The following is a 538-nucleotide window of genomic DNA, read 5'->3' as shown; positions in this document are numbered from 1 at the left end:
CGAACTATAACAATGTCACTTTAGCAGGTACAAATGGCACAACAATCAGCAATGTTAAAGCGGGTGCTGTGACCTCAACATCTACTGATGCGATCAATGGTAGCCAATTATATGGTGTTGCAAACAGCGTGAAGAATGCAATCGGTGGTTCAACCACAATTGATGCAACGACTGGTGCAATCACGACGACCAATATTGGTGGTACAGGTTCAAATACGATTGATGGTGCAATCAGCAGTATTAAAGATTCAGCGACTAAAGCGAAAACCACGGTAAGTGCTGGGGATAATGTTGTCGTTACATCGGGTACCAATGCAGATGGCTCAACAAACTATGAAGTTGCGACAGCGAAAGACGTTAACTTTGACAAAGTGACTGTAGGCAGTGTTGTTGTAGATAAATCAAGCAATACAATCAAAGGTTTAAGTAATACTACTTGGAACGGAACAGCAGTATCAGGTCAAGCGGCGACAGAAGACCAGTTAAAAATGGTCAGCGATGCGCAAGGTGAAACTGACAAGTTTGCAGTGAAGTACGA

General features: G+C 42.9%; 1 pseudogene. It reads left to right on the top strand.

From position 1 onward, the window contains the following. Positions 1-538 (top strand): annotated as a pseudogene (locus AC1Z3T_RS21190) (YadA-like family protein); the annotation flags it as partial.

The organism is Acinetobacter sp. B-6 (genome assembly GCF_056930735.1).
This window is presented reverse-complemented; position numbering and strand designations above follow the sequence as displayed.